This is a genomic window from Janthinobacterium sp. PC23-8 (genome assembly GCF_002250505.1).
In the GTDB taxonomy this organism is placed as follows: domain Bacteria; phylum Pseudomonadota; class Gammaproteobacteria; order Burkholderiales; family Burkholderiaceae_D; genus Janthinobacterium.
This window is the reverse complement of record NZ_NJGY01000001.1, coordinates 1,926,569-1,950,846: the sequence shown is the minus strand read 5'-3', so window position 1 is coordinate 1,950,846 and position 24,278 is coordinate 1,926,569. Positions and strand designations below refer to the sequence as shown.

Sequence of the window (24,278 nt, the reverse complement as noted above, 5' to 3'; positions counted from 1 at the left end):
TCCCCGGCGCTGGCGCAAACCGGTTTTTTTATTCACTTGAACTCATGAGCGCTCTACACATTATGCGTAATGCCAGTATGCACCAACTCAAAATTGCCGCGGTTCTGTTGTGCGCCCTGTCCGGCGCCACGACCAGTAGTGTCTGGGCGCAACAGGCCGCTCCTGTCGCCCCCAAGCCTGCCGCCGCCAAGCCTGCGCCGGTCAAGGGTTTTACACCGCCGGCATCGAGCAGCGGCCAGACCATCGATGCCATCGCCGTCGTCGTCAATGACGATGTGATCACCCGCAATGAAGTCGCGGCGCGCATCAAGAGTGTGGAGCAGCGCATGAAGGCGCAGAACGTGCCCTTGCCCGACCCTGCCGACCTGCGCCGTCAGTTGCTGGAACGCATGATTGTCGAACGCGCACAGATGCAGCTGGCCAAGGAAATGGGCGTGCGCGTCGATGACCAGACACTGGACCGCGCCATCGGCCGCATCGCCGAACAGCAGAAAATGACGATCCAGGACTTGCGCAACCAGATGGAAAAGGAAGGCACGCCGTTTGCCGCCTTCCGCGAGGAAATCCGCAACGAGATCATCATGCAGCGCCTGCGCGAACATGAAGTCGACGCCAAGATCCAGATTTCGGATTCCGAAGTGGACAACTTCCTGGCGGCGGAAAAAGCCGCCGCCAGCGAGCAGGTCGAACTGAACCTGGCGCAGATCCTGGTGCGCATCCCGGAAAACTCCAGCCCGGAACAGATCGCCGCGCGCCGCGCGCGCGCCGAAGAAGTCAGCCGCCAGCTGCGCACGGGCGCCGATTTCGCCAAGATGGCCGCCACCTATTCCGACGCCAGCGATGCGCTGAGCGGCGGCGAGATCGGCTGGCGCAATAGCGACCGCCTGCCGCCGCTGTTCACCGAGCAATTGCTCAAGCTGAAAGCGGGCCAGATCACGCCTATTATCAAAAGCAACACCGGTTTCCATATCCTGAAACTGGTGGACCGCCGCAGCGCCGCCCAGGCGCAGGCCGTGGCTGCCGTGCAGCAAACCCACGCGCGCCATATCCTGCTGAAAGTCACGCCGACCATGTCGGCCGCCGAAGCCAAGCGCAAGCTGGCCGAACTGAAGGAACGCCTCGACAACAAGGCCGCCAAGTTCGAGGACCTGGCCCGTTTGTTCTCCAACGATGGCTCGGCTGCCAAGGGCGGCGACCTGGGCTGGCTGTACCCTGGCGACACGGTACCGGAATTTGAAACGGCAATGAACGCCCTGAAACCGGGCGAAGTGAGCCAGCCGATCGAATCGAGCTTCGGTTTCCATTTGATCGAAGTGCTGGAACGCAAGAGCGACGACGTCTCGAAAGAGAAGCAGCGCAATGCCGCCCGCAATGCCTTGCGCGAACGCAAGCTGGAAGAAGCGACGGAAAGCTGGGCGCGCGAAGTGCGCGACCGTGCCTATGTCGAATTCCGCAACGACGACCAGTAATGGCAACAATCAAACCTGTGCGCCCGGCCATCGCCATCACCTGTGGCGAGCCGGCCGGCGTCGGTCCGGAAATCTCGATCCGCGCGGCCTGGGCCATGCGTCATGAAGCGAACTGCATCCTGCTCGGCGACGCGGCCTACCTGGCCCTGACGGCCAGCCTGATCGATCCCGAGATCCGCCTGGCGGCGCTGTCGCTGCAAGCCGTGCGCAACAGCGGCTTGCCGCAGTTTGGCGCCGGCCGCCTGGCCGTGATCGACATCCCCACCGTCAACAATGTGATTCCTGGCGTGCTCGACAAGGACAATGGCCGTTCCGTGCTGGCCACCCTGGACGCCGCCATCGAAGGCATACAGGCCGGCTGGTTCGGCGCCATGGTCACGGCGCCCCTGCAAAAAAGCACCATCAACGACGCCGGCATCGCGTTTTCCGGCCATACCGAATACCTGGCAAACAAAACCGGCACGCGCCAGGTGGTGATGATGCTGGCCGGCGACCCTGGCCACGGCCAGACGATGCTGCGCGTGGCGCTGGCCACCACCCATCTGCCCTTGAAAGACGTGCCGGGGGCCATCACGATGGACAGCCTGGCCACCACGCTCGACATCATCGACGCCGACTTGCGCAACAAATTCGGCATCGCCGCGCCGCGCATCCTGGTCACCGGCCTGAACCCGCATGCGGGCGAGGGCGGCTATCTGGGGCGCGAGGAAATCGACGTGATCGCGCCGGCCATCGCCGCCGCCCAGGCGCGCGGCATCGACGCCCGCGGTCCGTATCCGGCCGACACCCTGTTCCAGCAGAAATATCTGAAGGATGCCGATTGCGTGCTGGCCATGTACCACGACCAGGGCCTGCCGGTGCTGAAATACGCCACCTTTGGCCGCGGCATCAACGTCACCCTGGGCCTGCCCCTGATCCGCACCTCGGTCGACCATGGCACGGCGCTCGACGTGGCGGCCAGGGGCCTGGGCCTGGCCGACTGCGGCAGCATGGAGCAGGCCTTGCGCACGGCGCGCGAGATGCTGCTGGCCAGCGCCTGAACCCCCTTTTTGTTCCACCGGCTTGACCGCATCTATAGAAAACCGCATATGAAACACGTTGCCCGTAAACGCTTTGGCCAGAATTTCCTGCATGACCGCTTCGTCCTCGACGACATCACGGCCGCCATCGCGCCGCAGCCGGACGACGCCATGGTCGAGATCGGCCCCGGGCTGGGCGCGATGACGGAACAACTGCTGCGCCACCTCAAGCAGATGCATGTGGTGGAACTGGACCGCGACCTGATCGTGCGCCTGGAAAAAACGTTTAACCCGGCCAAGCTGACGATCCACTCGGGCGATGCGCTGAAATTCGATTTCGCGCAGATTCCCGTGCCGGCAGGACAAAAGCTGCGCATCGTCGGCAATTTGCCGTACAACATCTCCAGCCCGCTGCTGTTCCACCTGGCGGACTTTGCGCCGCTGGTGCTGGACCAGCATTTCATGCTGCAAAAGGAAGTGGTCGAGCGCATGGTGGCCGAACCGGGCGGCAAGGCCTATGGCCGCCTGTCGGTGATGCTGCAATGGCGCTACAAGATGTCGCTGCTGTTCATCGTGCCGCCAACGGCCTTCGATCCGCCACCGAAAGTCGAGTCCGCCATCGTGCGCATGATTCCCGTCGAACAACGTTTGCCATGCGACCAGGAAACCCTGGAAGCGGTGGTCATGAAGGCGTTCTCGCAGCGCCGCAAGGTGATCCGCAACTGTTTGGCCGGCATGTTTACGGAACAGCAGATCATCGCCGCCGGCATCGATCCGACCAAGCGTCCGGAAACCGTGGGGCTGGAGCAGTATGTGGCGCTGGCCAATTTGTTCAAAGCGCCGGCCTGATCAGAACCACTGGTCGACCTGCTGCAAGTCCTGTTTCAACGCCAGGAAGCAGTGATCGACATGGTGGTTGCGGCTGATCTCGTTACGCCGCATCAGCGCGATCTTGCGCTTGCAGGTAGGCTGGCGCAGCGGCGCCACATGCAGGTCGTCGTCGTTCAGAAAAGTCGTGTACAGGCTGGGCATGACGCCGACCGCGATGCCGGCCCGCACCACGCCATACAGCGATTCGCTGTGCACCATCTGGTACAGCGACGACGGCTGCAAGCCATGCTGGCGCAGCGCGCTCGAGGCGAACTCCCAGATGCTGCCTTTTGTAAACACCACGATTTCCTGGCCCGACAGCTGATCCCAGCGCGCCTCCTGCAAGGCCGACAGCGCATGGCTGCGCGCCGTCACCAATACCAGCTCGTCTTCAAACAGGCCCACCGTTTCCAGCGACACGGCGCCCGGCACTTCGATGCCGACGCAAAAATCGAGCTGACCCGAGTGCAGCGCCTGCAGCAGTCCATCGTTGGGCATATCCGACAACATGATTTCCACCTCGTCGCCGTGCCGTTCGTTGTAGCGCGCCACCACCACCGCCGTCATTGCCATCGCGGAAGGGATGGCGCCGATGCGGATGCGGTGCCGTCCGCTGCCGATGGCGCGCTGGATATCGGCAAAGGTATTGCTGGCGGTATTCAATAAATGGATGGCGTAATCGAGCGCCAGCTTGCCTTCGCGCGTCAGTTCCAGCTGGTGGGTTGTGCGATTAAACAACTTATTGCCCAGCTGATTTTCCAGCAGCTTGATCGAGGCGCTCAACGCCGGTTGCGTCACGCACAATTGCTGTGCGGCCTTGCTGAAGCTGTTGACACGGGCTAGCGTGGCAAAAGCTTGTAAATGACGTAAGGAAATTTTCTTGTTCAGCTCATGCATGGATTTGTTTATCAGAAAAAGTAATGGATTTATAAAAATAAACAAATTTTCTTATTTCGCAATTTACCATATTCTGGACTGGTGCTGTTTTGCTATGAAAGCAACAATTTCCTGCAAACACACGACCACACGCAGAACAATAAACAGCGGATAACTTGAACAGGGCGGCGGCAATGAACAAATGGATGACGGGAACAATGGTGGTGGGTGGCTTGCTGGCGGTGCAGGGCGCGGCGCAGGCGCAAAGCAGCGTGCAGGTGTATGGCTTGCTGTCGGCCGGCATCGGTTATGTCTCGGACGAAAATGGCCGCAACGTGACGCATGCCCTGAGCGGCACCAACCAGAATCCGCGCATCGGCTTTCGCGGCCAGGAAGACCTGGGCAACGGCAACAAGGCGCTGTTCGTGCTGGAAAACGGTTTTAACGTGATGACGGGCGTGGCCGCGCAAAGCGGGCGCCTGTTTGGCCGCCAGTCCTTCGTCGGCCTGTCGAGCGATGACAAGGGCACCCTGACCCTGGGCCGCCAGTACGAGGCCGTCAAGGACCTGCTCGGTCCGGTAGTCATTGCCAGCAATGGCGTGCATATCGGCGACAACGACAATGGCTACAACAACCTGCGCGTGCAAAACGCGGTCAAATATGTCAGCCCGACCATCGGCAACTTCGCCTTTACGGGCCTGTATGGTTTCAGCGAAAACCCGGAGAGCTCCAGCCGCAACCGCGTCTACAGCGCCGGTGCGCAGTACAAGGCCGACGCCTTCAGCTGGGCGCTGGCGTACTCCAGGCTCGACCATCCGAACGCGGCCGAGTCGCCGAACGGTGCCATCGGCAACGACTATGGCAGCTCGCTGCTGATCTTCAACAAGAGCGCTGTCAAAGGCGTGGGAGTGGACAGCCAGGCCATCGCCGGCACGGGCGGCTTCTATAATGTGGGCAAGACCAGGTTTGGCGCGCTGTACACCAATGTGCGCTACCACTATATGGACCAGAGCAATCTGACGTTGCAGAACCTGGATCTGAACCTGAACCACAAGCTGACGCAAGCGCTGAACCTGGGCGCCTCGTATTTCTATACCACCGGTAAGTACGATGTGGTCAACAAGACGCCGAAATGGCACCAGGTCAACTTCCAGGCCGATTACTTCCTGTCCAGGCGCACCGACGTGGCCATCACCTGGAGCTACCAGAAGGCGGCCGGCGACGCGACGTTTGCGCGCGTGTTCGGCTTCGGCACTTCGTCCGGCAAGACGCAAAGCGTGCTGATCCTTGGTATGCGCCATTATTTCTGACATCTGTCTCACCTTGACGGCGCTGCCCGCCAGCGCCGTTCCCTGAAAGGAAGCATCTTGAAAAAGTCCCTCTTGCTGGCCCTCTGCCTCGGTTTGCTGGCGAACGCCGCCCAGGCGGAAAAACGCGAACTGGTCATCTCGGCCTATCCGATTGCCCAGCCCTTGTTCATGAAGTATGTGTACGAGCCGTTCAAGGCCAAATGTGCTTGCGACATCAAGGTGGAAACGGGGAACAATGCCGACCGCATCGCCAAGCTGGTGGTGCACCGCAATAACCCGGTGATCGACCTGGTGCTGCTGTCCGATTCCGGCATGCTGGAAGCGGCGCAAAAGGGCGTGATCCAGCCCATGGACTATGCCAGGCTGAAGAACTACGGCCAACTGTACGACGTGGCGAAAAATCCGATCGGCGGCAATTTCGCCGTTGGCTACACGCTGTACTCGGTGGGCCTGGTGTACCGCAGCGACAAGATCGCCCCGCTGACGTCGTGGAAGGACCTGTGGCGCCCCGAACTGAAGGGCCGCGTGGCCCTGCCCGACGTGAGCACCACGCAGGGCCCGCTGATGCTGCGCATGGCCGACGCGGCCTGGGGCGGCAAGACGGACGACTATGCTACCGGCTTTGCGAAGATCGTCGGCCTGAAGGGCAATGTGGTGACGTTCTCGAAAAACAGCGCGCAGTTGGCCGCCCTGTTCGCCCAGGATGAAATCTGGGCCGCCCCCGTGGCGCGCTTTACCTGGTCGCAAATGCTCAAGACCGGCCTGCCGTTGAAGTGGAGCATCCCGGCCGAAGGCCAGGCGGCCGGCATGAACGTGATGGGCATCGTCGCCGGTTCGAAAAATGCGGATCTGGCTTACCAGCTGATGGATTTCTGGCTGTCCAGGGAGGTGCAGACCCAGCTGGCGACCAATCTGGTCGACTCGCCCACCAACAAGGAGGTGCGCCTGTCGGTGGCGGCCGCACAGTTCAACACCTATGGCCAGGACCAGATCAATTCCCTCAAATTCGTCAAGCCATCGGTCATCCTCAAGCAGCGATCAAGCTGGATGGAGCAGTGGAACAAGGCCATGAGCAAGTGATGTTGGCTGATTCCCAAAAACGCGCCGGCCTGCTGCTGGTGCTGCCGGCGCTGATCTTCATTGTCGTCTGCTTCCTGCTGCCGGTGCTGGCGCTGCTGGTCGACGCCTTCCGTGTCGGCGACGGCATGCGGTGGGGCGTGGACCGCTTCGTTGCATTCTTTTCGCAGGAATTCAACCGCACCATCTTCTGGCGCACCCTGCGCATCGCCGCCCTCGTCACCCTCGCCTCCATCGTCCTCGGCTACCCGGCCGCGCAGGCGGTGGCGCGCGTGTCGCCCAAGTGGCGCGGCCTGGTGGTGGGCATGATGATCCTGCCGCTGATGGTCTCACCCATCGCGCGCACCTATGCCTGGATCGTGCTGCTGGGCCGCAACGGCGCCGTCAATGCGGCGCTGGTCGGCATGGGCTTGACGGATGAGCCGCTGCGCCTGCTGTTCAGCGAATTCGCCGTGTTTGTCGGCCTGTTGCAGCTGCTGCTGCCCTTGATGCTGATGTCGCTGGCCGGCGCGCTGGAAAACCTGCCGCGCGACGTGGAACCGGCCGCCGCGACCCTGGGCGCCAACCCGTGGCAGGTCTTTTGCAAGGTCACCCTGCCGCTGACGCAGGAAGGCCTGGTGGTCGGCGGCACGCTGGTATTTACGGGCTGCGTGACGGCCTATGTGACGCCGGCCCTGCTGGGTGGCACCAAGGTGCTGATGCTCGAAACCCTGCTGTATCAAAAAGTGAGCGTGGAGAGCGATTTCGGCGCGGCCAATGTGATCGCCGTGATCCTGGTCGCCATGACATTGCTGGTCAACGCCGGCCTGAAACGTATTTCTTCGAGTCGGAGTTCGGTATGAAAGAAAGCTGTTTTTCCCGCGTGGTGCTGTGGCTGGTGTTCCTGTTCTTGCTGGGACCGTTCGCCATCGTGCTGCTGGCGGGGTTCTCTGGCGGCGAGACGCTGGCCTTCCCGCCCGAGTCCTATTCGCTGCGCTGGATCCTGGAAGTGTGGGCCGCGCCCGAGTTTCGCCGCGCCTTCCAGACCAGCCTGGAGATCGGCCTGATCGCCACCGTGATTGCCCTCATGCTGGGCATTCCGGTAGCCTATGCGTTTTCGCGCATGCCGCCGCCCGGCATTGGCGCCATCGGCCAGGTGCTCACGTCGCCGTTGATCATCCCCGCCATCCTGGTCGGGCTGGGCCTGCTGCACCACCTGGTATTGACCATCAATGCGCCCGTGTATGCGGGCTTGCTGATCGGCCATATTGCGCTGTTGATTCCGTATTCGGTGCGCGTGGTGTACGCCAGCCTGGTCAACCTGCGGGTCGATATCGAGGACGCCGCCATCACCCTGGGCGCCTCGCGCCTGCGCGCGTTTTTCATGATCGTGCTGCCCAATATCCGCAACGCCGTGATCGCCGCCTTTTTCCTCGCCTTTGTCACCTCGTTCAACCAGGTGCCGGTATCGCTGTTCCTCACGGGGCCGGGCATCAGCACCTTGCCGATCGAGATGCTGGGCCATATGGAAAACAGTTTCGATCCCTCGATCGCCGCCTTGTCGACCCTCTTGGTCCTGTTCACCATGGCCTTCGTGATGGTGACCGAAAAGGTGCTGGGCATTTCAAAATACATGTAAGGCATCAACCATGAGTTATCTGGAACTGCACAAGCTGAACCTCGGCTACGCGAAGAACACCACGTCCGTCAAGGACCTGGACCTGCAGGTGGAGCAGGGCGAACTGATTTCGCTGCTGGGCCCCAGCGGCTGCGGCAAGACCACCACCATGCGCGCGATCGCCGGCCTGATGCCGCTGCAGTCGGGCCGCATCGTGCTGGACGGGCGCGAGATCGGCAAGCTGGCGCCGAATAAACGCAATATCGGCATGGTGTTCCAGTCGTATGCGCTGTTCCCGCACCTGAACGTCCATGACAATATCGCCTTCGGCCTGCGCCTGCGCAAGGTCGCGCCGGGGCAACTCAAAAGCAAGGTCGAGGCGGTGATCGCCGCCGTCGGACTGACCGGTTTCGAGACCCGCCTGCCGGCGCAGATGTCGGGTGGCCAGCAGCAGCGCGTGGCGCTGGCGCGCGCCATCGTGGTCGAGCCGGCCCTGCTGTTGTTGGACGAACCACTGTCGAACCTGGACGCCAAGCTGCGCGTGCAGATGCGCGCCGAGCTGCGCCGTATCCAGCGCGAGCTGGGCATCACCATGCTGTACGTCACGCACGACCAGGAAGAAGCGCTGGCGCTGTCCGACCGCATCGTCGTCATGAACGGCGGGCGCATCGAACAACTGGCCGCGCCGGAAGCCGTGTTCAACACGCCGTCGACGCGCTTTGTGGCCAACTTCATGGGCTTTGAAAACCTGTTCGACTACCGCGACGGCGCGCTGCACCACGCCGGTGCCAGCCTGCCGTATCGGGCCGCTGTCGCAGCGGGCACCACGGTGCTTGGCTGGCGCCCGGACCGGGTGCGCGTCTGCGCCTTTGACGATGCGGCAGGCCAGTATCCGGGCACCGTGCTGGCGCGCGGCTTTTTGGGCGACACCGTCGAATACCTGCTGCAAACCCCGCTCGGCCCCGTCAAGGGCATCTGCGCGGCCCATGGCGCGGCCTGGCGCGAAGGCTCGGCCGTGTCGTTCGTGCTGCCGCACGACAGCGCGCTGTGCCTGGCGCAGTGAGGAGCATCATGGGAAAACCTGTGAAAAAAATCTGGCTCGACACCGACCCCGGCTTCGACGACTGGCTCACCATGCTGCTATTGGGGAGTAACCCGCAGATCGACTGGCTGGGCGTGAGCATCGTCACCGGTAATGCGCCGGTCGATATCACCTGGGACAACGCCCTGCGCATCAAGGCGCATGACGGCCTGAAGGTAGCAATCTACCGCGGCTGCGAGCAGCCGCTGGCCGGCGCCATCGAAACGGCGCAGCGCATCCTCGGCGACAGCGGCATGCCAACGACAGGCGACGCTTTGCCACCCCGCGCCGCCAGTGATGCGTCCAGCGACGCGGCCGGCCACGCCGTCGACGCGCTGATCGCCGCCGTGCGCGCCCATCCCGGCGAGATCACCGTGATCGCCATCGCACCGATGACCAATATCGCCACCGCGCTCATGAAAGCGCCCGATATCGCCGGCAAGATCGTCGAGATCATCCTGATGGGCGGCTCGACCGACCAGGGCAATCATACGGCGGCGGCCGAATTCAATATCTATGCGGACCCGGAAGCGGCCGACGTGGTGTTCAGGGCCGGCATTCCCTTGCGCATGTTCGGTTTGAATTTGTGCCGCCAACTGCTGGTCACCAACGTGGAAGTGGCGCGTCTGCGCGCGCTTGGCACGGCGCGCGCCAGCATGCTGGCCGGCTACCTGGAAGCCTATGTGCGCATCAGGAGTCCGGATGGTTCGGTGCCGATGCCGATGTACGACCCGGTGGTGGCGCTGTACCTGGAAGCGCCGCAGCTGTTCCAGTTCCTGCCGGCCCATGTGGCCATCGAATTGCGTGGCGAGCTGACGCGCGGCATGACGGTGTGCGAGTTCCGCGTGCCGCGCCGCGCCGCCGTCACCACCCAGGTGGCGCACCTGGCCGACGGCCCGGCCGCCATTGAGTTATTGATGCAACGCTTGTCCGCCATCCTGGCCTGATTACCCTGATACGAAACGAGTCATGTCGAATTCTCCCCTGAGCCTCGAACAGTTTGTCCGCGCGATCCCCAAGGTGGAGCTGCATTGCCATCTGTTCGGCACGGTGCGCCAGGCTAATTTCCGCGCGCTGGCCGCCAAGACCGGCAATGTGGTCACGCCCGAGGAAATCGACGCCTTTTATACGCGCGGCGACAAGCCGGTGGGCGTGCTGCGGGTGCTGCGCGCGCTCGACGCGCACCTGATTGTGGCGCCGGCCGACCTGTACTGCCTGGCGTACGAATATCTGGAAGACGCGCACGGCCACGGCGTGCGCTATGCGGAGTTTTTCTGGAACCCCACCGGCACCGTGCGCGTGTCCGGCATTCGTTATGAAGCGGCGCAGGACGCCATCGTGGCGGCGATCCGCGACGCCGAGCGCGACTTTGGCGTGATTGGCCGCCTGATTCCCAGCATCGACCGTGAAGCATCGCCCGGGGAAGCGGTGCAAATGGTCGAATGGATGAAGGAACACCGCGCGCCGGAGGTAATCGGCATCGGTATCGACTACCGCGAAAATGAGCGGCCACCCGAGCTGTTCCTGCAAGCCTACCGCGCCGCGCGCGAGGCCGGCTTCAGATGCACCGCGCATGCGGGCGAATTCGGCATGCCGTGGATGAATGTGGCCACCGCCGTCGATGAACTCAAGGTCGACCGCGTCGATCATGGCTATACCATCGTCGACAACCCGGAGCTGGCGCGCCAGTATGCGCAGCGGGGCATCGTGTTTACCGTCGTGCCCACCAATTCGTATTATCTGCGCACGCTGGCGCCAGAGCGCTGGGCCCTGGATCACCCGATCCGCGCGATGGCAAAGCTGGGCTTGAAACTGCATCCGAATACGGACGACCCGACCCTGCACCACGTCACGCCGACGGGCGCCTGGCTGATGATGCGCGAATTCGGTTTCGGCATCGACGACATGCGCGGCTTCATGTTGAATGGCCTCGATGCGGCGTGGATAGCCGACGCCACGCGCGAGGCCTGGCGCATGGATTTTTGCGCCACCTTCGATGCGCTGCGCGCCCGCGTCATCGAATAATCAGGCCGATGGCGCGGGCTTTTGCGCCAGCAGCGACGGGAACGCGCGCTGCGGGCAGGCCTGGCGCTCGCATACCTTGCAGCCGGTGCCAATCGGCGTGGCGCCCTGCGGGTCGTGCAGGTCCAGTCCTTTTGAATAAATCAGCCGGTGCGCCTGCGAGATATCGCAGCCGAGCGCCACGGCAAAGGTTTTGCCCGGTGCGCGAAAACCGGGTGCGCCGGTGCTGACCTGGCGCGCGATCCACAGATAGGTGCAGCCGTCGGGCATGCTGGCCACTTGCGTGAGCACCTGGCCCGGATGGCTGAAGGCGTCGTAGACGATCCACAGCGGGCAGGTGCCACCGACCCGTGAAAAGTGAAAATCGGTGGCCGACTGGCGTTTCGAGACATTGCCGGCGCGGTCGACGCGCACAAAAAAGAAGGGTAGTCCCGCCGCCTCGGGGCGTTGCAAAGTGCTCAGGCGATGGCAGATGGCCTCGAAGCCCACGCCAAACTGCTGCGCCAGGCGTTCGATATCGTAGGCGCGGATTTCTGCCGCCTGCAGGAAGCGCTGGTAGGGCATCAACAGCGCGCCGGCAAAGTAGTTGGACAACGCCAGGCGCGCGCTGGTCTGCGCGCCGGCGCCGGAAAACTGCGCCGCCAGCACCAGCGCGTCGATCAGCGCACTGTGTTCGAGCAGGCTGATTTGCGCCGCCATCTGGAACGCGCGCTGGCCGCCCGTGAGCGTATCGGGCAGCCACAGGATTTTTTGCTGGGCGTCGTAGCGGTGCTTGCGCACCATGCCGGCGTCGCCGTCGGACAGTTCAACGCGAATGCCATGGCGTTCCTGCAGGCGCGCCTGCAGCGCGTCGCGCGCGCGCAGCCGGGGATCGAGTTCTTCCGCGACCACCTCGGCCGCCCGGTCCAGCTCGTCGATATAGTTCTGCCGCCGGTTCAGGTATTCGCGCACTTCTTCATCGGTCGACGGCGCCAGGGCAAGGGTGCTGTCGCCACGGCTGCCGTCGTCGAGGCGCGCGGCCAAAGTATCTGCCCGTTCCGCCATCACGCGGTAGCGCCGCTGCAGCAGCAATATCGAGCGAGCCAGTTCCGGCATGTTTTCCACCAGCATTTTCAGTTCGGCCATCGAGGTCGGCGGCGCGTCGGGCAGTTCGCCGAATACATCGCGCACGTCGGCCACCAGGCTGGCGCTGTCATGCTCGGAAAAGATTTGCGGGTCGATATTGAGCACGCTGCCGATGCGCAGCAGGATCGGCACCGTCAGCGGACGCTGGTTGCGCTCCATCTGGTTCAGGTAGCTCGGTGAAATGCCCAGCGCCTTGGCCAGCGCCGCCTGCGTCATGCGCCGTTCCTCGCGCAGCCGCTGCAGGCGCACGCCCATGAATACCTTGGCCATCGTCGATGTCTCCTTCGCTTGTGGAGTCTGCAAATTTGCAATCTTCGCAGATTAACAGAACTGGCTTGGCAGATGCTCGCATTTTCACGTCTTGTAGGGCGCGGCCATTGTGCGAATAATGCAAAGCACAGAACCCCATACAACCGAGGAGACCGCGTGACCCATCCAACTGCCGCTGCAAGCATTCCAACCGTCCCCCTGCTGATCAACGGCGAGTGGATCGAGTCCGCCACGACCGTCTGGCGAGACGTCGTCAACCCGGCCACCCAGGAAGTGCTGGCACGCGTGCCGTTCGCCACGCCCGACGAAGTCAAGGCCGCCATCGCCTCGGCCCAGCGCGCCTTCAAAACCTGGCGCAAGACGCCGATCGGCGCGCGCGCCCGCATCTTTTTGAAACTGCAGCAGCTGATCCGCGAAAACATGGCGGACCTGGCCGCGACGCTCACCATGGAACAGGGCAAGACCCTGCTCGACGCGGAAGGCGACGTGTTCCGCGGCCTGGAAGTGGTGGAGCACGCGGCCAATATCGGCACCTTGCAGATGGGCGAGTATGCGCAGAACGTGGCCGGCGGCGTCGACACCTATAGCGTGCTGCAGCCGCTGGGCGTGTGCGCCGGCATTACGCCATTCAATTTCCCCGCCATGATACCGCTGTGGATGTTCCCGATGGCGATTGCCTGCGGCAATACCTTTGTCTTGAAACCGTCCGAACAGGACCCGCTGGTGACGGAAAAACTGGTGCGCCTGGCTTTGCAGGCCGGTATCCCTGCCGGCGTCCTGAACGTGATCCACGGCGGCGAAGACGTGGTCAACGCGCTGTGCGACCACCCGGATATCAAGGCGATCTCGTTTGTCGGTTCCAGCAAGGTCGGCACCCACGTGTATCAACGCGCCAGCCTGGCCGGCAAGCGCGCGCAGTGCATGATGGGCGCCAAGAACCACGCCGTGGTGCTGCCGGACGCCAACAAGGAACAAACCCTGAACCAGCTGCTGGGCGCCGGCTTCGGCGCGGCTGGCCAGCGCTGCATGGCCGCGTCCGTCGCCGTGCTGGTGGGCCAGGCGCGTGACTGGCTACCCGAATTGTCCGCCAAGGCGCAGACCTTGACGGTCGGCGCCGGCAAGGACAACCCGGACCTCGGTCCCGTGATTTCGTGCGCGGCCAAGGAGCGCGTGTTCGGCCTGATCGCCAAAGGTATCGAGCAGGGCGCGACCTTGACCCTGGACGGGCGCGATGTCAAAGTCGACGGCTATCCAAATGGTAATTTTGTCGGCCCCACCATCTTGTCGGGCGTGAAACCGGGCATGACCGTCTACGACCAGGAGATCTTTGGCCCGGTGCTGATCGTGGTCGAAGTCGACACGCTCGACGAAGCGATTGCCCTGGTCAACGCCAATCCGAACGGCAATGGCACGGCCTTGTTCACGCAAAGCGGCGCGGCGGCGCGTTACTTCCAGGAAGAAATCGATGTCGGGCAAGTGGGCATCAATGTGCCGATTCCGGTGCCGGTGCCGCTGTTCAGCTTTACCGGTTCGCGCGGCTCGAAACTGGGCGACCTCGGTCCGTTCGGCAAGCAGGTGGTGCTGTTCTACACGCAGACGCAGACGATTACCCAGCGCTGGTTCACGGACTCGGCGTCGGTGGGCAAGGTCAACACCACCATCAGCCTCAAGTAAGGAGTATGCATGGACTTTGAACTGAGCGACGAGCAGCGCGAGTTCCAGGACGCCGCGCGCGCGTTTGCCGCCGGCGAACTGGCGCCGCATGCGGCGCACTGGGATGCGGAGTCGATTTTCCCGGTGGAAACGATCGCGAAAGCCGGCGAAATGGGCTTTTGCGGCCTGTACACGCCGCAGCGCTGGGGCGGGCTGGGCCTTTCCCGCCAGGATGCGGCCGTCGTTTTCGAGGAACTGGCCGGCGGCTGCACTTCGACCACGGCCTATATCACGATCCACAATATGGCCACCTGGATGCTGTCGCGCTGGGGGCAAGAGGCCTTGTGCGACGAGTGGGTGCCGGCCCTGGCAGCCGGCCGCAAGCTGGCCAGCTATTGCCTGACCGAGCCGCAGTCGGGGTCCGATGCGGCGTCCCTGCGCACCAAAGCCGTCAGGGATGGCGAGTTTTATGTTCTCGATGGCACGAAAGCGTTTATTTCGGGCGCCGGCCAGACGCAGCTGCTGATCGTCATGGCGCGCACCGGCGGCGACGGGGCGGGGGGCATTTCCGCGTTTGCCGTGCCGGCCGACCTGCCCGGCATCGTATATGGCAAGAAGGAAGAAAAAATGGGCTGGAACAGCCAGCCCACGCGCATCATCAGTTTTGACCAGGTGCGCGTGCCTGCGGCCAATCTGCTGGGTGCCGAAGGCGAAGGTTTCAGTATTGCCATGAAGGGCATTGACGGCGGGCGCATCAATATCGCCGTATGCTCGGTGGGCACGGCGCAGGCCGCCTTGAGCCGCGCGCAAGCCTACCTGCAGGAGCGCAAGCAGTTCGGCCGCGAGCTGGCGCAGTTCCAGGCCTTGCAGTTCAAGCTGGCCGACATGCTGACCGAGCTGGTGGCGGCGCGCCAGATGGTGCGCCTGGCGGCCTGGAAACTCGACCAGCAAAGTCCTGACGCGTCGGCCTATTGCGCCATGGCCAAGCGCTTTGCCACCGATATCGGTTTTAATGTCTGCAACGAAGCGCTGCAGCTGCACGGCGGCTATGGCTATATCCGCGAGTATCCGCTCGAGCGCCATGTGCGCGACACGCGGGTACACCAGATCCTGGAAGGGACCAATGAAATCATGCGCCTGATTATCGCGCGAGCGATCCTCAAGGACGGCGCCACGGAGACGTTACGATGAGCAATGATACAAACAAGATCTATAGCAACCTGGTGGTGGAACGCCACGAGCACACGGTGCAAGTCACCCTCGACAATCCGCCGGCCCATACCTGGACCCTGGCCAGCCTGGGCGCGCTCAAGGAACTGGTGGCCGACCTGAACGCGGACGCGACCGTGTACGCGCTGGTGATCACGGGCGGCGGCGCCAAGTTCTTTTCGGCCGGCGCCGATCTGAAACTGTTTGCCGATGGCGACAAGGACATGGCCTTCAGGATGGCGGCCGCATTTGGCGCGGCCTTCGAAGCCTTGTCGGCATTTCGTGGCGTCAGCATTGCCGCCATCAATGGCTACGCCATGGGCGGCGGGCTCGAATGCGCGCTGGCCTGCGATATCCGCATTGCCGAAGAGCATGCGCAAATGGCCTTGCCGGAAGCGTCGGTAGGCTTGCTGCCGTGCGCGGGCGGCACGCAGCTGTTGCCGTGGCTGGTCGGCGAAGGCTGGGCCAAGCGCATGATTTTATGTGGCGAACGCATCGACGCAGCCAGGGCGCTGGCGATCGGCCTGGTCGAGGAAGTCGTGCCGACTGGCAAAGCGCTGGCCACGGCGCTGGCGCTGGCGGCCAAGGTGGCGCGCCAGAGCCCTGGCAGCGTGGCGGCGTGCAAGACCCTGGTCCAGGGCGCGCGCGGCAAGCCGATGGTGCAATCGCTGCCCGACGAACGCACCTTGTTCCTGGGCCTGTTCGACACGCAGGACCAGCAAGAGGGTGTGCAGGCCTTTCTGGAAAAACGCGCGGCGGAGTGGAAGAATGGCTGAACAACTTGACACGGTAAAAATCGACGAGCGCGCCTGCCCCGGCGGCATGAAGCTGGGCCTCATCACGCTCGACGCGCCAAAGTCCCTGCATGCCCTGACCCTGGAGATGATACGCGCCATCGACGGCGCGCTGCTTGCCTGGGCCGATGATGCGCGCATTGCCTGCGTGGTGCTGCAGTCGTCGACCGACAAGGCCTTTTGCGCCGGCGGCGATGTGCGCAGCTTGCGCACGGCCGTGGTCGACCAGCCCGGCGTTGTGCCGAACCCGCAGGCGCTGGCCTTTTTTGCCGAGGAGTACCGGCTCGATCACCGCATCCATACGTATGTGAAACCGCTGCTGGTGTGGGGCGGCGGCATCGTCATGGGTGGCGGCCTGGGCCTGATGGCGGGCGCCAGCCACCGGGTGGTGACGGAAAGCACGCGCATCGCCATGCCGGAAATTACCATCGGCCTGTTCCCGGATGTGGGCGGCAGCTGGTTCCTGGGCCGCATGCCGGCCCGCACTGGCCTGTTCCTGGGACTGACGGGCGCGACTATGAATGCGGCCGATGCGCTGTTCACGGGCCTGGGCGACTATTTCCTGCAACAGGAGGCGCGCGCCCTGGTGCTCGACGCGCTGGCGCTGGCGCAATGGGACGCTGACGCAACAGCGAACCACCAGCAGCTGGACCGTTTGCTGCGCGCCCTGGCCTCGCCCGCCTCGCTGTTGCCCGAGTCCCCTGTGCGCGCCAATTTCGACGCGATTGCCACGCTGACCCAGGCACCCACCTTGCAGGAAGTGGTGGCGGCGATCGCCGCCTATGAGGGCCAGTCCGCCTGGTTGCAAAAGGCGGCCCACTCGCTGGCCAGGGGCGCACCGAGCTCGGCCGCGTTGGTGTGGGCCATGCGCCAGCGCACACGTCACCTGAGCCTGGCGCAAGTGTTTCAGATGGAACTGATCGTGGCGGTGCAGTGCTGCGCCCATACCGATTTTGCCGAAGGCGTGCGCGCCTTGCTGATCGACAAGGATAACGCGCCGCAGTGGCAACCGGCCAGCCTGGCCGAACTCGATGACAATGACCTCAACGACTATTTCGACGCGCCCTGGGACCGGCATCCGCTGGCCGACCTGGCATAAACAAGAGGAGACACCATGCAACATATCGCATTTATTGGCTTGGGCAATATGGGTGCGCCGATGGCGCGCAACCTGGTCGCGGCCGGCTTTCATGTATCCGTGTTCGACCTGGCGCCAGATGCGGTCGCGACATTGGTCGCGGCGGGCGCCACCGCTGCGCCATCCGCCAGCGCGGCCGTGCAGACGGCCGACGCCGTCATCACCATGCTGCCGGCCAATAAACATGTGCAGGAGCTGTACCTGGGCGAGGGCGGCGTGCTCGATTCGGCCAAGCCGGGTGCCTTGCTGATCGATTGCAGCACGATTGCCGCCGAGGTGGCGCGCCAGGTGGCGCAGGCGGCCAGCGCGCGCGGCTTTGCCATGCTCGACGCGCCCGTTTCCGGCGGCACGGCCGGGGCGGCAGCCGGCACCTTGACCTTTATCGTCGGGGGCGAGCCTGACGCCTTGCTGCGTGCGCGACCATTGCTGGAAAAGATGGGCAAGAATATTTTTCATGCGGGCGCGGCGGGTGCGGGCCAGGTGGCGAAGATCTGCAACAACATGCTGCTGGGCATCTTGATGGCGGGCACGGCCGAAGCCTTGAACCTGGGCGTGGCGCACGGGCTCGACCCGGCCGTGCTGTCCGATATCATGGCCAAGAGTTCGGGCCGCAACTGGACGCTGGAAGTCTATAACCCCTGGCCCGGCGTGATGGACAGCGCGCCGGCCGCGCGCAATTACAGTGGCGGCTTCGGCACGGCCCTGATGCTGAAAGACCTGGGCCTGGCGCAGCAGGCGAGCCTGTCGGCCAATGCGGCCACGCCCTTGGGTGGCCTGGTGCGCCAGTTGTACCAGCTGCATGCGCAGGCTGGGCATGCCGGCCAGGATTTTTCCAGCATCGTGCGGCTGTTTAATAGCGACCTGGGCAAACCTGCCGCCGCCTGAGTTATTTTTGGGCAAAAAAAAGCCCGCTGGTAAAAGCGGGCTAAATCCAATTCTTGGAAGAGTTGGAGGAGACAGATGCAGTATGCTGCATTGCCACATATAACTCCAATTTATCTTTCAAATACCAAGTATTTGATTTGGTGATATCTCGGGGCAAGCCTCTGGCTCAGTTGGTGGTGCAGACGATGTTGACGCTAGTGACGTTCGCTTCGCCCATGGTGCCCACGCCACTCGACAGGCCGGTAGCCGGATTGGTTGCCACCCTGCAGGTCTGACCGGCCGGGTGGGTGATGACGCTGATACCGTAGGAATTGCCATCGGCCACCGGGGTGGGCATGGTAAAGGTCGCGGTTGCCTTGGCTACCGTCAGTGGGGTGGCAGTACTGCCATTGCCCAGCACCAGGCCATCGACCGTCTGGCCGCTGATGGTGCCGCCGACCGTGTAGACGTTTTGCTGGCAGTTGACAGCTGCCTGGATGCTCAGATAGCGGCCTGCCGAGCCGGTGCCACCCGATACGGCGCAATTCATGTGCGCCGGTGGCGTCTTCACCGTGATGTTGTAGTCGGTGCCGTAGTCGATGCGCTGGGGGAAGGTAAACGTGGTGGCGCCCACAGGCGGCGAGACGGTATCGCCGCCGTTGGCCAGCACCAGGCCAGCATTGTTCAGGCCGGAAATGGTGCCGGACACATCGTATGATGCCTTGCCGCCGCAGGCCGCCAGGCCGACGGTCAGCAACAGCGCGGCCAGAGGGCGCAGGCAGGATGACTTCATGTAGTTCTCCAAAAGGGTGTTCGCGGATCGCACGGCTTACTTCGGTGCGCAGGCAAGTGCCAGCGAGCTGTTGGGGCCGGAGCCCATGGTGCCGACGATATCGTGGCCGTCGGCGCTGGTCGAGCCCTGGAATTTGCAGACCAGGCCTGCGGGATTGTCCCTGACCGAAATGTTATAGGTGGAACCGTCGGCCACTGCCGGGAAGGTAAAGCTGGTCGCGCCTTGCAGCGGGCTGATGCCGCCGCTGGCGCCGTTGACCAGGGTCAGGCCGCCGGCCGTCAAGCCGGTGATCGAACCGCTCAGCGTGTAAGTGGTGGTAGCGCAAGAGACCACGGTGCCCGACACGGAAAAGCTGTTCGCCTTGCCGGTGCCATTGGCGACGGTGCAAGTGGCGCCGGTCGGCTGCTGCTTGATCTTGATATCGAAGCTGTCGTCGGTTTTGACCAGGTTGACAAACACAAAGCTGCTGGCGCCGGCGGCCACAGGCAGGCTTTCGCCGCCATTTTGCAAAATCAGGCCCGTCTTGGCCAGGCCGATCACCGAGCCGCTGAGGAACATATTGCCGCCGCTGCCGCCGCAGGCTGCCAGCGTGGCAGCGCAGGCCGCCGCCAGCATCGAGCGCAGGTATACATTTTTCATACATTCTCCAAAACGAATTAGGTAGGGTAGCGCAATACGGACGCTGGCGCCGCATTGGAATGGCGCCTATTTTAGTCTATCTGGCAAGCCGATTGATCTTGCCTTGTATCACCCTGTAACAATTTTTGCTGCCCCAGCCCTGAGCCGCCCTCATATGTCGGCGCCAATGGCGCGTTGCGTCACGCGATCAATGCGACAATACAGTTTGCCCGTTCCCAATCCTGATTGCCGCCATGCCTATGACTTCCGTTCCCGCCCCGGTTCCGCCCAAGGCCATTCTGTTCGATCTCGACGATACCCTGTGGCCGATCGCGCCCGTGATCGCCGCCGCCGAAATCTTGCTGCATGACTGGCTGGCCACCCATGCACCCCGAGTAGCGCAGCAGTTTTCCATTGAGGCGCTGCGCCGGCATCGGCTCGAGTTGCTCGATGAGCAGCCGCATTTTCACGGTAACCTGATCGAATTGCGCCGCGCCGGCCTGCTGACGGCGTTTGCCGCCGCCGGCGAGGATGCGGTCCTGGTCGATGAAGCCGTCAGGCAGTTCCTGGCCGCGCGCAACCGCGTCACGCCGTATGACGACGTGCTGCCGGGGCTGGCCTGGATGCGGCAGCGCCTGCTGGTCGGGTCGATTTCCAACGGCAACGCCGACCTTGAAATTATCGGCCTCGCCCAGCATTTCAGGATATCGATCGCCGCCAGCGAATTTGGCGTGGCCAAGCCCGATGCGTCGATTTTCCTGGCCGGCTGCCAGGCGCTGGGGGTGGCCCCGCACGAAGCCGTGTATGTGGGGGACGATCTGTATTTCGATGTGACAGGGGCGCAGGATGCAGGCATGCGCGCCGTCTGGATGAACCGGCGCGGCAGCGACGCGCATCTGGCGGCCGGGGTGCGGCCCGACGCCATCTGTGCCAACTTTGATGAATTACTGCTGTGGTTGCAGGCGCAACTGGAAGAATGATCGCCGTTGCGCACGCGAACGTGCATAATAGCTGCTGTTGATGTGCCGCCGGCCGCCGGCACCCTTGTATAACTGAAGACACCATGCAACTCGAACTCCGTGCCCAAACCCTGCTGAAAGCCCTGGTCGAGCGTTATATCGCCGACGGCCTGCCGGTCGGTTCGCGCGCCTTGTCGAAAATTTCCGGCCTCGACCTGTCGCCGGCCACCATCCGCAACATCATGGCCGACCTTGAAGAGCAGGGTTATGTGTCGAGCCCGCATACCTCGGCCGGCCGCATCCCGACGCCGCGCGGCTACCGCATCTTTGTCGACACTTTATTGACAGTCAAGCATCTTGACGAGCACATGGTCGACGCCCGTTTGCGCCTGCAGACCCAGCAGCCGCAGAAGACCATCGCCAATGCGGCGCAGATGCTGTCCTCGCTGTCGCAGTTTGCCGGCGTGGTGCTCAGTCCGCGCCGCGAGTCGGTGTTCCAGCAGATTGAATTTCTGCGCCTGTCGGAAAAACGCATCCTGCTGGTGATCGTCGGTCCAGGCGGCGACGTGCAGAACCGTTTATTGCTGACGGAAGCGGACTATACGCCGTCGCAACTGATCCAGTCGGCCAACTACATCAACCAGAATTATGGCGGCCTGTCGTTCGACGCCGTGCGCGTGCGTCTGCAGGGCGAGCTGCGCCAGTTGCGCGACGATATGGGCAGCCTGATGCAGGCGGCGGTCGAGGCTGGCAGCGAAGTGATGAGCGATCACAGCGACGACATGGTCATTTCCGGCGAGCGCAACCTGCTCAGTGTGAGCGATCTGTCATCGAACATGAGTTCATTGCGTCAACTGTTCGACATGTTCGAGCAGAAAACCGGCCTGATGCAGTTGCTCGATGTGTCGAGCAAAGCCACCGGCGTGCAGATTTTTATCGGTGGCGAATCGAACCTGGTGCCGATGGACGAGATGAGCGTGGTGACGGCGCCGTATGAAGTCAACGGCAAGATCGTGGGGACGTTGGGCGTGATCGGACCGACCCGCATGGCCTACGAGCGGGTCATACCGATTGTCGATATAACGGCCAAGCTGCTGTCAAACGCCCTCAGCCATCATTAAGACCGCTCAGGCCTGCTTGTGCGGGCAGGCTGGCTTGATGCAGCTGCCGTAGATGGCCAGCGCGTGTTCGGCGATCTTGAAACCGCGCTCTTCGGCCACGCGCTGCTGGCGTGTTTCGATGGCTTCGTCGAAGAACTCTTCGACACGCCCGCAATCGAGGCAGACCAGGTGATCGTGGTGCGAGCCTTCGTTGAGCTCGAAAATGGCTTTGCCCGTTTCAAAATGATTGCGGTTGAGCAAGCCAGCTTGTTCGAACTGGGTCAGCACACGGTAAACAGTTGCCAGACCAACATCCATATTGTCGGCCAGCAGAATTTTGTAGACGTCTTCGGCCGTCAGGTGGCGCACCGGGCTACTCTGGAAGATATCGAGTATCTTAAGCCGTGGCAGGGTCGCTTTCAGGCCGCTTGCCTTGAGATCACTAGGATTGTTACTCATGTTTGTTGCTCGTATGTGGGTCAGGTGCTTTATCATATAGCGTTTTGTCGGCGAGTGCCAAAATAAGCATTTTGGGGTGGGCCAGTCACTCCTGGCGTTTTGTTCATCAAATTGAGGTCATTTATGCGCGTCACACCGGCTGTATTGCCATCCTTGCGTCACCGTATGTCATTTCGAGCACCAAGCGTGGCAGCCCTGGTCTGCGTTGCGTTGATGGCGACCGGCTGTGCCAGCCGCGGCATCCTCGGTGAAAAACCGGCGGCGTCCCTGAAGGAAGGCAAGGAACTCGTGCCCGACCAGGGTGCCCAGACCACCACCGTCACGCCGCTGCAGAAATTCATGTGGTTTTTCTCGCCGTATCGCCCGGACATTCAACAAGGCAACTTTGTTTCCGAAGAAATGGTGTCGCAGCTGAAACAAGGCATGACGCGCGACCAGGTCCGCTTTATCCTGGGCACGCCCTTGCTGACCGATATCTTCCATGCCGACCGCTGGGATTACCCGTTCCGCCTGGCACGCGGCAGTGGCGAAACCACCAGCAGCCGCGTGGTCGTGTTCTTCGATAAAGAAGGCAAGGTCGCGCGCTTCGAAGGCGGCAACCTGCCGACCGAAAAAGAATATATCGACCGCATCGCCGGCCCGTCGCCGTTCGCCAAGCTGGCCAAGGCCGAAGCGCCGGCCGCCGTCGTGCCCTCGCCAGTGGCGCCGTCGGCCGTGCCGGCTAACCCTGACAATACGCCGGCGATGATTCCGGTGACCAAGCCTGCCGTGACACCGGCCGAGCCGGCACCCGCACCCACCAAATAAATTGTCGCAAAATAATATGACTGAACTGAACATTGCAATCGCCGGCGCCAGTGGCCGCATGGGCCATATCCTGATCGAAGCCGTCGGCAACGCCCCCGACGCCGTGCTGGCCGGTGCGCTCGACCGCGCCGGCTCGCCAGCGATCGGCCAGGACGCCGCCGCTTTTCTCGGCAAACCGGCCGGCGTCTTGATCGAGTCCGATCTGGCGGCGGGGCTGGCCCATGCCGACTACCTGATCGACTTTACCCGTCCTGAAGGCACCTTGCAGCATCTGGAATATTGTGCCGAGCACGGCATCAAGATGATTATCGGCACCACCGGCTTTGATGACGCCGGCAAGGCGGCGATTGCCGCCGCCGCCGAAAAGACCGCCATCATGTTTGCGCCGAACATGAGCGTGGGCGTGAACGTGACCATGAAGCTGCTGGAACTGGCCGCGAAAAGCTTGTCCGAAGGCTACGATATCGAAATCATCGAAGCCCATCACCGCCACAAGGTTGACGCGCCGTCCGGCACCGCCCTGCAAATGGGCGAAGTGGTGGCTGGTGCTTTGGGCCGCGACCTGAAAGAGTGCGCCGTCTATGGCCGCGAAGGCGTGACGGGCGAGCGCGATCCGTCGACCATCGGCTTTGCCACCATCCGCGGCGGCGATATCGTTGGCGACCATACGGTGCTGTTTGCCGGCATCGGCGAGCGCATCGAGATCAGCCACAAGTCGAGCAGCCGCGTCACCTACGCCCACGGCGCCCTGCGCGCCGCGCGTTTCCTGGCCGACAAGCCCACCGGCCTGTACGACATGCAGGACGTGTTGTCGCTGAAGAACTGAGGAACACCATGGCCACTGCCATCCTGAATGGAAAAGCGATCACCGACGAAGCGAGCTTCCACGCGCAATGCGTGCCAGCCTTCGGTTTCCCCGAGTTTTATGGCAACAGCATGGACGCCTGGGTCGATTGCCTCAGCTATCTGCGCGACGACGACAACATGAGCAAATTCCGCCTGAAGCCGAACGAAATGCTGGAAATCGTGGTGCAGGATGCGGAAAGCCTGCAGACGCAGGCGCCGGACCTGCTGGAAGAAGTGACATTTTGCGTGGCCGGCATCAACGAGCGCTATGAGGATTATGGCGAACAGCCGGCGTTGAAACTGACGCTCAAATAAGAAACAT

At 62.9% G+C, this 24,278-nt stretch carries 25 protein-coding genes; 20 read left to right on the top strand and 5 right to left on the bottom strand.

Annotated features, from left to right (window positions below; all coding sequences use genetic code 11):
- The first annotated feature begins 77 nt into the window (after window positions 1-77).
- The 3 genes from CD932_RS08470 to rsmA are packed head-to-tail and all read left to right on the top strand — an operon-like array spanning window position 78 to window position 3,337.
- A complete protein-coding gene (locus CD932_RS08470) occupies window positions 78-1,469 on the top strand; it encodes a peptidylprolyl isomerase (protein WP_254926521.1) in 1,392 nt (463 codons plus the stop codon).
- Window positions 1,469-2,509: a 4-hydroxythreonine-4-phosphate dehydrogenase PdxA gene (gene pdxA, locus CD932_RS08465; protein WP_094442248.1), complete on the top strand. Its 1,041-nt coding sequence runs from the start codon at window positions 1,469-1,471 to the stop codon at window positions 2,507-2,509. The genes CD932_RS08470 and pdxA overlap by 1 nt, the downstream gene beginning before the upstream one ends.
- Before the next feature lie 48 nt (window positions 2,510-2,557).
- Complete coding sequence (gene rsmA, locus CD932_RS08460) at window positions 2,558-3,337, top strand: 16S rRNA (adenine(1518)-N(6)/adenine(1519)-N(6))-dimethyltransferase RsmA (RefSeq protein ID WP_094442247.1); 780 nt, start codon at window positions 2,558-2,560, stop codon at window positions 3,335-3,337.
- Here the strand turns inward: rsmA and CD932_RS08455 are convergent, their stop codons facing one another.
- On the bottom strand, window positions 3,338-4,255 hold the full coding sequence (locus tag CD932_RS08455; protein WP_094442246.1) for a LysR family transcriptional regulator: 918 nt from the start codon (window positions 4,253-4,255) through the stop codon (window positions 3,338-3,340).
- Window positions 4,256-4,428: 173 nt separating this feature from the next.
- Between CD932_RS08455 and CD932_RS08450 the strand changes: the two genes are divergently transcribed.
- From CD932_RS08450 to CD932_RS08420, 7 genes are read left to right on the top strand one after another with little or no spacing between them, the layout of a single operon-like run.
- Window positions 4,429-5,544, top strand: coding sequence for a porin (locus tag CD932_RS08450; RefSeq protein ID WP_254926520.1), 1,116 nt, complete (start codon window positions 4,429-4,431; stop codon window positions 5,542-5,544).
- 57 nt (window positions 5,545-5,601) lie between these two features.
- On the top strand, window positions 5,602-6,624 hold the full coding sequence (locus tag CD932_RS08445) for an ABC transporter substrate-binding protein (protein WP_254926519.1): 1,023 nt from the start codon (window positions 5,602-5,604) through the stop codon (window positions 6,622-6,624).
- Window positions 6,624-7,463 (top strand): ABC transporter permease, encoded by an 840-nt coding sequence (locus CD932_RS08440; RefSeq protein ID WP_094442244.1) that lies wholly within the window; start codon window positions 6,624-6,626, stop codon window positions 7,461-7,463. Before CD932_RS08445 ends, CD932_RS08440 begins: the two co-directional genes overlap by 1 nt.
- Window positions 7,460-8,239, top strand: coding sequence for an ABC transporter permease (locus tag CD932_RS08435; RefSeq protein ID WP_094442243.1), 780 nt, complete (start codon window positions 7,460-7,462; stop codon window positions 8,237-8,239). Before CD932_RS08440 ends, CD932_RS08435 begins: the two co-directional genes overlap by 4 nt.
- Before the next feature lie 10 nt (window positions 8,240-8,249).
- Window positions 8,250-9,281 carry an ABC transporter ATP-binding protein gene (locus CD932_RS08430; protein WP_094442242.1) on the top strand — a complete coding sequence of 344 codons (1,032 nt, stop codon included), beginning with the start codon at window positions 8,250-8,252 and terminating at the stop codon, window positions 9,279-9,281.
- Window positions 9,282-9,289: 8 nt separating this feature from the next.
- A complete protein-coding gene (locus CD932_RS08425) occupies window positions 9,290-10,246 on the top strand; it encodes a nucleoside hydrolase (RefSeq protein WP_254926518.1) in 957 nt (318 codons plus the stop codon).
- A 22-nt stretch (window positions 10,247-10,268) separates the two neighbouring features.
- A complete protein-coding gene (locus CD932_RS08420) occupies window positions 10,269-11,324 on the top strand; it encodes an adenosine deaminase (RefSeq protein ID WP_094442241.1) in 1,056 nt (351 codons plus the stop codon).
- Here CD932_RS08420 and CD932_RS08415 read toward each other — a convergent pair whose 3' ends face one another.
- Window positions 11,325-12,716 (bottom strand): short-chain fatty acyl-CoA regulator family protein, encoded by a 1,392-nt coding sequence (locus tag CD932_RS08415; RefSeq protein WP_094442240.1) that lies wholly within the window; start codon window positions 12,714-12,716, stop codon window positions 11,325-11,327.
- A 156-nt stretch (window positions 12,717-12,872) separates the two neighbouring features.
- Here CD932_RS08415 and CD932_RS08410 point away from each other — a divergent pair, with 156 nt between their 5' ends.
- Genes CD932_RS08410 through mmsB form a run of 5 tightly spaced genes read left to right on the top strand, consistent with a single transcriptional unit; the run spans window position 12,873 to window position 18,395 of the window.
- On the top strand, window positions 12,873-14,390 hold the full coding sequence (locus CD932_RS08410; protein WP_094442239.1) for a CoA-acylating methylmalonate-semialdehyde dehydrogenase: 1,518 nt from the start codon (window positions 12,873-12,875) through the stop codon (window positions 14,388-14,390).
- Between the two features lie 9 nt (window positions 14,391-14,399).
- Window positions 14,400-15,560 carry an acyl-CoA dehydrogenase family protein gene (locus CD932_RS08405; RefSeq protein WP_094442238.1) on the top strand — a complete coding sequence of 387 codons (1,161 nt, stop codon included), beginning with the start codon at window positions 14,400-14,402 and terminating at the stop codon, window positions 15,558-15,560.
- The gene (locus CD932_RS08400) at window positions 15,557-16,354 is read left to right on the top strand and encodes an enoyl-CoA hydratase (protein WP_094442237.1); all 798 of its coding nucleotides are present in this window, start codon (window positions 15,557-15,559) and stop codon (window positions 16,352-16,354) included. Before CD932_RS08405 ends, CD932_RS08400 begins: the two co-directional genes overlap by 4 nt.
- Window positions 16,347-17,471 carry an enoyl-CoA hydratase/isomerase family protein gene (locus CD932_RS08395; protein WP_094442236.1) on the top strand — a complete coding sequence of 375 codons (1,125 nt, stop codon included), beginning with the start codon at window positions 16,347-16,349 and terminating at the stop codon, window positions 17,469-17,471. Before CD932_RS08400 ends, CD932_RS08395 begins: the two co-directional genes overlap by 8 nt.
- Window positions 17,472-17,486: 15 nt before the next feature.
- Window positions 17,487-18,395: a 3-hydroxyisobutyrate dehydrogenase gene (gene mmsB, locus CD932_RS08390; RefSeq protein ID WP_094442235.1), complete on the top strand. Its 909-nt coding sequence runs from the start codon at window positions 17,487-17,489 to the stop codon at window positions 18,393-18,395.
- 166 nt (window positions 18,396-18,561) lie between these two features.
- On the opposite strand, the gene CD932_RS08385 is transcribed toward mmsB, so the two are convergent.
- Window positions 18,562-19,167: a hypothetical protein gene (locus tag CD932_RS08385; protein WP_094442234.1), complete on the bottom strand. Its 606-nt coding sequence runs from the start codon at window positions 19,165-19,167 to the stop codon at window positions 18,562-18,564.
- 36 nt (window positions 19,168-19,203) lie between these two features.
- Entirely contained in the window at window positions 19,204-19,806 is a 603-nt protein-coding gene (locus tag CD932_RS08380) for a hypothetical protein (protein WP_094442233.1), read from the bottom strand.
- Window positions 19,807-20,045: 239 nt separating this feature from the next.
- On the opposite strand from CD932_RS08380, the gene CD932_RS08375 reads away from it, so the two are divergent.
- Together CD932_RS08375 and hrcA are read left to right on the top strand one after the other, a co-directional pair.
- The gene (locus tag CD932_RS08375; RefSeq protein ID WP_094442232.1) at window positions 20,046-20,765 is read left to right on the top strand and encodes an HAD family hydrolase; all 720 of its coding nucleotides are present in this window, start codon (window positions 20,046-20,048) and stop codon (window positions 20,763-20,765) included.
- Window positions 20,766-20,848: 83 nt separating this feature from the next.
- The gene (gene hrcA / locus CD932_RS08370) at window positions 20,849-21,865 is read left to right on the top strand and encodes a heat-inducible transcriptional repressor HrcA (RefSeq protein ID WP_094442231.1); all 1,017 of its coding nucleotides are present in this window, start codon (window positions 20,849-20,851) and stop codon (window positions 21,863-21,865) included.
- 6 nt (window positions 21,866-21,871) lie between these two features.
- Here the strand turns inward: hrcA and fur are convergent, their stop codons facing one another.
- The gene (fur, locus tag CD932_RS08365; RefSeq protein ID WP_094442230.1) at window positions 21,872-22,303 is read right to left on the bottom strand and encodes a ferric iron uptake transcriptional regulator; all 432 of its coding nucleotides are present in this window, start codon (window positions 22,301-22,303) and stop codon (window positions 21,872-21,874) included.
- A 195-nt stretch (window positions 22,304-22,498) separates the two neighbouring features.
- On the opposite strand from fur, the gene bamE reads away from it, so the two are divergent.
- From bamE to CD932_RS08350, 3 genes are read left to right on the top strand one after another with little or no spacing between them, the layout of a single operon-like run.
- Window positions 22,499-23,110: an outer membrane protein assembly factor BamE gene (gene bamE, locus CD932_RS08360; protein ID WP_369679836.1), complete on the top strand. Its 612-nt coding sequence runs from the start codon at window positions 22,499-22,501 to the stop codon at window positions 23,108-23,110.
- Between the two features lie 16 nt (window positions 23,111-23,126).
- A complete protein-coding gene (dapB, locus tag CD932_RS08355; protein ID WP_094443537.1) occupies window positions 23,127-23,936 on the top strand; it encodes a 4-hydroxy-tetrahydrodipicolinate reductase in 810 nt (269 codons plus the stop codon).
- Between the two features lie 8 nt (window positions 23,937-23,944).
- On the top strand, window positions 23,945-24,271 hold the full coding sequence (locus tag CD932_RS08350) for a barstar family protein (RefSeq protein ID WP_094442228.1): 327 nt from the start codon (window positions 23,945-23,947) through the stop codon (window positions 24,269-24,271).
- Window positions 24,272-24,278 lie beyond the last annotated feature (7 nt).

Excerpts from the sequence above, each read along its gene's own strand:
- CD932_RS08470 (WP_254926521.1), top strand. The coding sequence starts at position 78 with ATGCACCAACTCAAAATTGCCGCGGTTCTGTTGTGCGCCCTGTCCGGC.
- pdxA (WP_094442248.1), top strand. The coding sequence starts at position 1,469 with ATGGCAACAATCAAACCTGTGCGCCCGGCCATCGCCATCACCTGTGGC.
- rsmA (WP_094442247.1), top strand. The coding sequence starts at position 2,558 with ATGAAACACGTTGCCCGTAAACGCTTTGGCCAGAATTTCCTGCATGAC.
- CD932_RS08455 (WP_094442246.1), bottom strand. The coding sequence starts at position 4,255 with ATGCATGAGCTGAACAAGAAAATTTCCTTACGTCATTTACAAGCTTTT.
- CD932_RS08450 (WP_254926520.1), top strand. The coding sequence starts at position 4,429 with ATGAACAAATGGATGACGGGAACAATGGTGGTGGGTGGCTTGCTGGCG.
- CD932_RS08440 (WP_094442244.1), top strand. The coding sequence starts at position 6,624 with ATGTTGGCTGATTCCCAAAAACGCGCCGGCCTGCTGCTGGTGCTGCCG.
- CD932_RS08435 (WP_094442243.1), top strand. The coding sequence starts at position 7,460 with ATGAAAGAAAGCTGTTTTTCCCGCGTGGTGCTGTGGCTGGTGTTCCTG.
- CD932_RS08430 (WP_094442242.1), top strand. The coding sequence starts at position 8,250 with ATGAGTTATCTGGAACTGCACAAGCTGAACCTCGGCTACGCGAAGAAC.
- CD932_RS08425 (WP_254926518.1), top strand. The coding sequence starts at position 9,290 with ATGGGAAAACCTGTGAAAAAAATCTGGCTCGACACCGACCCCGGCTTC.
- CD932_RS08420 (WP_094442241.1), top strand. The coding sequence starts at position 10,269 with ATGTCGAATTCTCCCCTGAGCCTCGAACAGTTTGTCCGCGCGATCCCC.
- CD932_RS08415 (WP_094442240.1), bottom strand. The coding sequence starts at position 12,716 with ATGGCCAAGGTATTCATGGGCGTGCGCCTGCAGCGGCTGCGCGAGGAA.
- CD932_RS08405 (WP_094442238.1), top strand. The coding sequence starts at position 14,400 with ATGGACTTTGAACTGAGCGACGAGCAGCGCGAGTTCCAGGACGCCGCG.
- CD932_RS08400 (WP_094442237.1), top strand. The coding sequence starts at position 15,557 with ATGAGCAATGATACAAACAAGATCTATAGCAACCTGGTGGTGGAACGC.
- CD932_RS08395 (WP_094442236.1), top strand. The coding sequence starts at position 16,347 with ATGGCTGAACAACTTGACACGGTAAAAATCGACGAGCGCGCCTGCCCC.
- mmsB (WP_094442235.1), top strand. The coding sequence starts at position 17,487 with ATGCAACATATCGCATTTATTGGCTTGGGCAATATGGGTGCGCCGATG.
- CD932_RS08385 (WP_094442234.1), bottom strand. The coding sequence starts at position 19,167 with ATGAAGTCATCCTGCCTGCGCCCTCTGGCCGCGCTGTTGCTGACCGTC.
- CD932_RS08380 (WP_094442233.1), bottom strand. The coding sequence starts at position 19,806 with ATGAAAAATGTATACCTGCGCTCGATGCTGGCGGCGGCCTGCGCTGCC.
- CD932_RS08375 (WP_094442232.1), top strand. The coding sequence starts at position 20,046 with ATGACTTCCGTTCCCGCCCCGGTTCCGCCCAAGGCCATTCTGTTCGAT.
- hrcA (WP_094442231.1), top strand. The coding sequence starts at position 20,849 with ATGCAACTCGAACTCCGTGCCCAAACCCTGCTGAAAGCCCTGGTCGAG.
- fur (WP_094442230.1), bottom strand. The coding sequence starts at position 22,303 with ATGAGTAACAATCCTAGTGATCTCAAGGCAAGCGGCCTGAAAGCGACC.
- dapB (WP_094443537.1), top strand. The coding sequence starts at position 23,127 with ATGACTGAACTGAACATTGCAATCGCCGGCGCCAGTGGCCGCATGGGC.
- CD932_RS08350 (WP_094442228.1), top strand. The coding sequence starts at position 23,945 with ATGGCCACTGCCATCCTGAATGGAAAAGCGATCACCGACGAAGCGAGC.